Raw genomic sequence first — 5,040 nt, 5'->3', positions numbered from 1 at the left:
CTGTGACTGAAGCATAGGAGTTCCCTCCAATCGTTGCCTACTTTAAGTATAACAACAGTTAAAGGGAACATAGCCATGGAGTTAATCCTCGTGATTGTCCTCCTCTCTATCCTTTCACTTTTTGCAGCCAGCCGTTTTATGGGCTCTGGCAGTTTTTCTGCATATGCATTACAAGAACGTGTGATTTCTGTGATTCGCCAAGTGCAGGTTAACCGCATGCAATCGAACATTGATGAAGCAAATTTAGGTGATGATTTTCGTTTGCAAGTTTCTAGCTCATGCATTGGTTCAGTTGCTGCCTGCACACTAACAGGCAGTGCACAAGATGCTCGTAGTGACGTAGTTATTGATAAATCCGCAAAGTTTTCACTGACCAATGCCGTAACTAATCCAATCGAGTTTAATTTGTTGGGTAATCCTATAAATTCTGCGAGTGGTGGGGTTTCAATCCTGATTGAAGATAAACATGGTCGAAGCCGCTGCCAAGTTGAAATTAATTCTCAAGGTTATGTTTCTAAAGGTACATGCTCATGAAGAAATCTAGTGGCATGACTTTAATAGAAATGATCATCGCGATTGTTTTGATGGGCATTGCGATGGTGGCGTTTACTTCTTTTCTTGTCCCTCAGATTCGAGATTCCGCCATCCCTCATTATCAAACCCGCGCCTCTGCTTTAGCACAAAGCTTTATGTCACAAATTCTTGCGCGTGGTTTTGATGAAAATAGTGATTTGGCTGGTGGCGAGACCCGATGTGGTGAGGGGTTAGTGGGTAGTGAGCAAGAAACATGTACCGTAAGCGGTAGTTTAGGTGCAGAAGAGGGGGCGATTGCAAGCTTTGATGACGTTGATGATTATATTGGCTGTTGGTATACCCAAAGTACGCATACTAGTTGTAATTCGACGCCACAGTACGAACTGAGTAATGTTCTTGGAACGTCGATTGAAAGTGATTACACCAACTTCAGAGTTGAAGTGGATGTCGTGTATGTTAACGAGAGTGGTTCAGTGTCAAACGACATTGAAGACTATAAACGAGTCACATTGACCATTCACGCAGGGCGAACGCAATCATTGAAACTTACTGCCATTAAAGGTAACTACTAATGAAAAATCGTGGTTTCACTTTAATAGAAATGGTCATCACTATTGTGGTTGGTAGTTTTATCATGCTTGGAATTGCTGGCTATTTGCAGTTAGGAGCAAAGGGCTATGCCGACACTATCGATAGGCAGAAACTACAAACTCAGGCTCAGTTCGTTATTGAGAAAATGTCTCGAGAAATTCGTCATGCGGTGCCGAATAGTTTTTTTATCAATGAGAAAGAGAAAAACTGTCTGATGTTTATGCCGATAGAGCATTCTGGTTTTTATGCAATTTCTGGAAATGATATACAGTTTGTGGTTGGTTTTTTTGGTACTAATGCTCCCGAATTTGATAGTGGCTTGAAAATGGTGATTAACCCAACACGGCTAAGTGATTTAACCTCATCCACTCATAGTGTTGATGTTGGAGCGCTTTCTCCAGATTCGGATAAAGCATATAAGATTATTGATGGCGCTAGTTTAGTAACCAGTCGCTCCGTTTCTAATCGACACTATCTCTATGATCCATCTAAGTCAGTGAAATATTGCTTTGTAGGCCCACAGATACAGCGTAACGGCGAAATAATTGCCGACAATCTTGTTTATGTTGATGATCAATCTCAGAGTTATTTCAAATATGACGATACATCGCTTCATCGAGGCGGGCTCGTGCATCTGAGGTTCGTGTTTGAACAGTCCGGTGAAAGTAGTGTGTACCAACAAGATGTGCAGGTGTTAAATGTTCCGTAATCGTCAACAAGGCAATGTACTAATCGTGACTCTGTTTGTCATTCTTGTGATGGGCTATTTAGCGGCATCTTTGATTAAGGTGAGTTGGTCGAACCAAAGCGGAGTAACGCGGGAATTTTTGGGGACTAAAGCATGGTTTACCGCTCAGTCGAGTAATGACTGGGTGTTAACTCAGTTTTTCCCTTTAGATGAATCTGCTGCTGTTGCAACCCGTTGCGATGCTATCGAGGCAGAAAGCGTTAAGCCCGACAGCGGCTTGTTCGATCAGGCATGCAAAGTGACAACGATTGAATGTCAGAAGGCAGGTAAGCTACCAGGTGACTTTCCTGGTAAAGAAGTGGAGCTATATGTGGTTAAAAGTGTGGCTGTTTGTGGTTCTGGAGTGTCTAAAGTTCAACGTCAGCAAGAAGTTTGGGTAAGGGAGTAAAATACAATGAAAAAAATAATAACATCGTTACTTACGGTAGCGCTTTTCCTTTTTTCGTCAATCAGTTTTGCTGCAGTAAATAACAACCCTCAGTTTGAATTTGGCACTGTGCCAGCAGATAAATGTACTGTAGCAGGGCCAAGTGTGACTTGTGACATCGAGTTTCAGAATTCTTACTCACAACCTCCTCTGGTTTTTGTTATGCCGACGATCGATGCGAGTCGCTCTAACTTTGATAGCAAGACCACAGAATACCCTTCAGATTTGAAAATCTGGTCTATCAGTTCATCCAAAGCAACAATAAAGCAGTTATTACCTCCTCACAGAGCCGCTTGCCGCTATCTAAAATACAATCGTAAAAACGATAAATGGCAATGTAAAAACACTGGCGAGAGAATAACTTATGTTGATGCACCTATGAATGATATTGACTACTTGGTAATGGAACCAGGCGTTATTAAGTTTGATAGTGGTGCCATGCTTGTTGCAGGCAAAGTGAGCTCTAAACATACATTTTCTAATAAGCCTGATGGGACAAATAACATCAGCAAGCAGGTTAATTTTATTAACTTTGGTTTGAACACTGCTTTTTCAAAGCCACCAGGTGTTTTGGTTCAAATTCAAACTCGAAACAATATGGTTGGTAGCCAACCACTTTGGCTAAATACGATCGCTCTAGATCCTACTCGTACAGGCTTTTCATTAATCATTGACCGCTCTGAAGTGACAAAAAATGCGGTACTTGATCAACCTGAAGAAGTGGCGTTTGTGGCAGGCTATGGTGAAGGTTTTACTCAAGGGCGAAAATTTTGGCTAGGTAATGGTTCAACCCGTAATACGCTTAGCGCTCTGAATGATAATGTCATTAAACCAGTTACTGAGGGCTGTAAGCAGCTTAGCTACTTCCCGGTTACTGGCTTCAAATCTGCTCCGGTTTTATTGGCGTCTAAGCGTACTCGAAATGGTAATAACGGTGGTTGGCTAAGGCGTTGTTCTGTGACTAAAACCAGCGTTGCTTTGATTAATGAAGAAGATATGGATAGAGATGCTGAACGTGGTCACGTTGTTGAGCCGTTTTCATACTTCTTATTCGATAAGCCTCCTACAAGTGAAATTTGTGAGTTGTTTCCATCTCCAGTTCAAACTTGGACTGGCAATTCTAATGCGCTTCTAAAGATGAAAAATAATGCTCGGATTTCAGGGGCCCCTTATGTGAACGGTAAGCGTTACGTTGGTTTTCCTCAGTCGAAAATTACTTTAGAAAATAATGCATCATGTGACGATGAAGGTTGTTTTGGTAATGAAGGACTGATGATTAAACGGTTGGAATTAGAGAGTTTTAAGACTAGCTCTAAAGAGGTTGTTGTCGATCATCAGGAGAGTAAAACATTTTCTAGTTATGAGGTACTGGAAAAACTAGAAGTGAAAAACAATGCTAAAGTTACATTTAAAACGGGAACTTACTGGATAGAAGAGCTAAAGGTTGATAACAGCGCACAAATAAATATTCCAGACTCACAAAAAGTGCAAATTCATGTGAAAAAGCTGGAGCTGAAAAACAATGCGAAATTTTATACAGTCGGAAAAGCCGAGCTGATAATCATTGGTCATGGTAACGATAAAATTACTCTTGATAACAGTGCTGAATTGACAGGACTGCTCTATACAGAAGCAAGTGTAGAGTTAAAAAACAATGCAGTAGTTTATGGTGCGGTTACTGCTCGAAGTATTTCGATGGATAACTCGGCAAGTATCATTGCTACAGACAACCACTGTTTTACACCTTCAGATGATTATGAAGTAACGCTATCACCAGCAGCACAATATGCGTTGATGTGCGGAACAGAACAACCTAGTTTTGCAATAGAAACCAAGAACAATGGCTATGCGGAAAGCACTGGCGTTACTGTGCAGGTTTACCCTGATGCAGATAATTTTTCTATAGATGTTGTAGAAAGCACTGGTACTGGCTCTTATCCTAGCTTTACGACAAGCAATGTGTCTTCGAAACTTGGTAAGTTGAAACTGCAAGTGAGCGTTAAAGATCAAAGTAGTATTGATCTTGATGAAGAATATACGTTAAAAGTTACAGTGGACAATGACTCATCAAAAACGCAGACATCAACTTTCAAGTTTGTGCCATTTAAATTTTCAGCTGACGACCAGTATGTAATCGCAGGAAAGCTGAAAGAGGTTGAAGTAAAGGCTCAGGCATGCAATGACGATAATGAAGTTGACGATATTGACTATGACGGTAAGCCGGATGTTTCATATCAATGGGTACGCCCTGCATCAGGTGCTGTTGGCTCTTTAACTTACTCCCCATCATTTTCCAGTGGAAAATCTTCTAAAGGTTTAACTCTGGAAGATTCAGGTGAAATGTTAGTTACTCTGACTGATGATAACTTCACTTGTAGTGGTGATGATTGTCCGATTGAAGGTGACGGAAATACGAAGACACTAAAAGGCCAGTTCACCGTCTATTCACGTCCTTGGACATTTGCGATTTGTTCTCCGGATGATACGAATATGGATGGCAGTATTACGGATTCCAGTAGTGCAGCATTTACCGCAGCAGGGAACTCTTTTGAACTCTCTGTCCGTCCATTGCGCTGGGTGTCAGATGGTGATGACAGTGATCCCGAAGATGGAACAACAGAAATAGAAATATCCGGCTATTGTAGTTCACCCGTCACTCAGAATTTCTTTAGGCTATGTTCCCTTTAATTGTTGCTGAAGACTTAACATCCTGTTTTCATTAAGTTCTTCAGTAACTTCC

General features: G+C 41.2%; 5 protein-coding genes. All 5 read left to right on the top strand.

The window, feature by feature from the left end; translation table 11 throughout:
- Positions 1-75: 75 nt before the first annotated feature.
- Genes R8O11_RS24505 through R8O11_RS24485 form a run of 5 tightly spaced genes read left to right on the top strand, consistent with a single transcriptional unit; the run spans position 76 to position 4,988 of the window.
- Positions 76-534 (top strand): type II secretion system protein, encoded by a 459-nt coding sequence (locus R8O11_RS24505; protein WP_318194531.1) that lies wholly within the window; start codon positions 76-78, stop codon positions 532-534.
- Positions 531-1,106, top strand: coding sequence for a type II secretion system protein (locus R8O11_RS24500; RefSeq protein WP_042523496.1), 576 nt, complete (start codon positions 531-533; stop codon positions 1,104-1,106). The genes R8O11_RS24505 and R8O11_RS24500 overlap by 4 nt, the downstream gene beginning before the upstream one ends.
- On the top strand, positions 1,106-1,834 hold the full coding sequence (locus tag R8O11_RS24495) for a PilW family protein (RefSeq protein WP_053303456.1): 729 nt from the start codon (positions 1,106-1,108) through the stop codon (positions 1,832-1,834). The genes R8O11_RS24500 and R8O11_RS24495 overlap by 1 nt, the downstream gene beginning before the upstream one ends.
- Complete coding sequence (locus R8O11_RS24490; RefSeq protein ID WP_318194530.1) at positions 1,824-2,261, top strand: MSHA biogenesis protein MshP; 438 nt, start codon at positions 1,824-1,826, stop codon at positions 2,259-2,261. The genes R8O11_RS24495 and R8O11_RS24490 overlap by 11 nt, the downstream gene beginning before the upstream one ends.
- Before the next feature lie 6 nt (positions 2,262-2,267).
- Entirely contained in the window at positions 2,268-4,988 is a 2,721-nt protein-coding gene (locus R8O11_RS24485) for a DUF6701 domain-containing protein (RefSeq protein WP_318194529.1), read from the top strand.
- Positions 4,989-5,040: the final 52 nt, after the last annotated feature.

The organism is Vibrio sp. 1288, assembly GCF_033344475.1.
This window is presented reverse-complemented; position numbering and strand designations above follow the sequence as displayed.